2 protein-coding genes are annotated in these 3,432 nt (G+C 71.7%); both read right to left on the reverse strand.

The genetic code is table 11. From position 1 onward, the window contains the following. The coding region (locus tag VFZ20_RS07235; RefSeq protein ID WP_329683175.1) for an MCP four helix bundle domain-containing protein at positions 1 to 1,201 on the reverse strand (1,201 nt) is incomplete at its 3' end. A gap of 375 nt (positions 1,202 to 1,576) precedes the next feature. Next, the coding region (locus VFZ20_RS07240; RefSeq protein WP_329683176.1) for a methyl-accepting chemotaxis protein at positions 1,577 to 3,432 on the reverse strand (1,856 nt) is incomplete at its 5' end.

Here is a 3,432-nt window from a genome sequence, read left to right on the forward strand (position 1 = left end):
ACGCGGAGCGGATGCGCGTCAGCGTGTCGCGCATGCTCTCGATGGTGCGGTTCATCGCCTCCTTGTTGCGCAGGAAGTCGCCGCGGTACTCGCCCGTCACGCGCGCCGTAAGGTCGCCCGCGGCCACGCGCTCCAGCACCGCGTTGTTCTCGCGCATGGGCACCACCACGGCGTCCAGCAGACCGTTCACGCCGCCCACCAGCTCGCGAAAGCCGCCCGGGAAGCGCTGCGCGTCGCCGCGCACGTCCAGCCGGCCATCGCGGGCCGCGTCGATCAGGGCGCTGGTCTCGTGCAGCACGTTCGTGAGCGACGCGGTGGTGCCGGCCACCGCGCGGCTGAGCACGTCCCTGTCGGAGCGCGGCGCCACGCGGACGGACAGGTCGCCGCGGGCCAGGGCGTCGGCCGCGCCGGCCACGTCGCGCAGGTAGCCGATCATGCCGCGGAATGACTCGGCCAGGCTGCCCACCTCGTCCCTGGAGGCGTGCTCCACGCGCTGGTCCACGTCGCCCTGGGCCAGGCGCTGGGCCACGGCCGCCATGCCGGCCACGGGCCGCCCGATGAGCCGCGCCAGCAGCACGCCCAGGCCCACGGCCAGCGCCACGGCCCCCGCCACCAGCAGCAGCATGGTGCGCGTGGCCTTGCCGGCCAGGGCCGAGTTCTCGGCCGCCAGCGCGCCGGCATGGCGCACCTTGAGGGCCGCCATGGAGTCCATGGAGGCGATCACGTCGCGGGCGATCTGCTTTGCGTCGCCGGCCAGGACGGTCTTGGCCTCGTCGCCGCGGCCGGCCAGCGACAGCGCGATGGCGCGGTCGCGGTGCTCCCCGTAGCTGCCGCGCAGCGCGGCGTAGCGGTCGTAGGCCGCCTGCATCTCGGGCGAGGCGATGCTGGCGACGTACAGCGTCTGCAGGCTGTCCAGGGCCGCCACCTGCTCGCGCACGCGCGTCTCGGCATCCGTGCGGGCGGCGGGCGTCTCGGCATCGGCCAGGTCGCGCAGGTTGATGCGGACGCCCTGGAAGTTGCGGATCATGGCGCCCAGGTGCGCGGTGGGTACCTGCATCCGCTCGTACAGGCGCGTGTCGGCCTGCTCGATGGCGTGAATGCTCCGGATGCCGACGGCACCGACGACGGCCGCCATCACCGCCACGAAGACAAAACTGGACAGCAGCTTGGCGGAGAGCCTGAGGTCGTTGAACCAGCGCATGGTGGGTTGCCTCGTTGATCGTGGAGTGCGGCGTTCGGGCCGCGGAGACTGGTGCTTGTTCGGAAATTGGCGCTGTGGGGGCCAATGTTCAGTCTCGTCCGGCCCGTTTTGGTACTTGAGCGTTCCCAGCCGCCCCTTACACGGGTCGCGGAGTCCTCCCCACAGGGCAACGGCGAACTGCTTTTTTCACGCAGAGGGAGCAGGGGCAGCCGAGGTGGTTCCGCGCGAAAGGCCGGCCCCGTGCACCGGGACCGGCCTCTCGTTTTGCCAGCTCTTACTGCTTTCTCACGCAGAGCCGCGGAGGGCGCAGAGTACTTCATCGCACGATGAACCCCTCTGCTGCCCCTGCTGCCTCTGCGTGAGAAATCTTTTGTTTTAGATGCGGAACGCGCCCACGAGGCTCTCCAACTCCGTCGCCACGCCCGCCAGCTGGTCGCTCGCGCTCAGCGACTGCGCCGCGCCACCCGCCGTCTGCGTCGCCGCCGCGCTCACACTGACGATGCTGCGGCTGACTTCCTCCGTCCCCTTCGCCGCCTGGTTCACGTTGCGCGCGATCTCTCCCGTCGCGGCGCTCTGCTCCTCCACCGCGCCGGCGATGGTGGTCGACACGTCGTTGATCTGCTGGATGATCTTGTTGATCTCGCTGATCCCGCCCACCGCCACGCCCGTGTTGTCCTGCACCCCGCGGATCTTCGCCGCGATCTCCTCAGTCGCCCTGGCCGTCTGCGATGCCAGCTGCTTCACCTCGTTGGCGACGACGGCGAAGCCCTTGCCCGCCTCGCCGGCGCGCGCGGCCTCGATCGTGGCATTGAGCGCCAGCAGGTTCGTCTGCTGGGCGATGCTCGTAATCACCTTTACGACCTCGCCGATCTCCTCGCTCGACGCGCCCAGCTCATCCATCATCCGCACCGTCTGCTCCGCGCGGCGCGTGGCTTCGCCCGCGACGCGCAGCGCCTCCTGCAGCTGGCGGCTGATCTCGCGGATGCTGCCGGACATCTCCTCCGCCGCCACCGCCACCGTCTGCACGTTCACCCCGGCCTGCTCGCTCGCGGCGCTCACGGCCTGCGACTGGCGGCTCGTCTCCTCCGCGGCGGACGACAGCGCGTGGCTCGCGTTGCGGATCTGCTCCGAGCTGGCCGCCACGGTGCCGCTCGCCGCGCGGATGCGGCCGATGGTCTGGCGCAGCGCGTCGATGGTGTGGTTCATCGCGCCGGTAAGCCGGGCGAAATCGCCCTGGTAGCTGCCGGCCATGCCGGTGGAGAAATCCCCGCCGGCCAGCTTTTCCATCACGGCGATGCTCTCGTTGACCGGCGTGACCACCGCGTCCAGCGTGTCGTTGATGCCCCGCACCAGCTCGGCGTAGGCGCCGTGGAACGCCGCCACGTCGCCGCGCCGCCCCAGGTCGCCGGCCCGCGCCGCCTGCGACAGCCCGCGCGTCTCGTCCGTGAGCGCCACGAGCGTGCGGGCCAGCCCCTGCGCGCTGTGCGCCATCACGTCCCGCTCCGACCGGGGCCGCACCTGCACCCCCAGGTCGCCCGCGGCAATGGCCTGCAGCGCCGCCACCTGCTCGCGGGTGCTGGCGGCCATGCGGTTGAACGCCTCGGAGAGCTCGCCCAGCTCGTCGCGGCGGGCGACGGGCACGTCCACCTCCACGTCGCCCAGCGCCATGCGCTCGGCGGCCTCGCGCAGGCCGCGGATGGGCGCCGCGAAGCGCTTGCGAAAGACGGTGAACGCCACCGTCATCACCAGGATGACCACCGCCGTGAGCACCGCCAGGATGGTGAGCGAGCGCGTGGCCGCGGCCGTCGCCGCCGTTACCTCGCCCGCGGCGCGCTCCGTGAGCGTGCGGTTGAACTCGGTGATGGGTGCCACGATGCGGGCCTTGGCCGCGCCGTAGTCCGGCCCGAAGAGCAGGCGCCGCGCCTGCTCCAGGCGGCCGGCCGCCGTGTGCGCCATGGCCTGCTCCTCGATCTTGATGAGCGCGTCGGAGTTGGCCTTGGCGGTGGCCAGCAGGTCCAGCTCCCCGCGCGAGGCGCCCATCTCCTCCAGCCGCTGCACCACGCGGTCGCGCGTGCGGGTCTCGCGGACCTCGCGCCAGTAGTTGTCCAGGTGCGCCTTTTCGCCGAACTGCGCGTACGCCTGCACCTCGCGGGTCAGGAGGTCCGACGAGGCGCCCAGGTCCGCCGCGAGCTGCCGGAACTCCGCCTGGCGCTCGTACGAGGTGCGCAGGT

Origin of the sequence: Longimicrobium sp. (assembly GCF_036280135.1) — a bacterium.
Classification (GTDB): domain Bacteria; phylum Gemmatimonadota; class Gemmatimonadetes; order Longimicrobiales; family Longimicrobiaceae; genus Longimicrobium.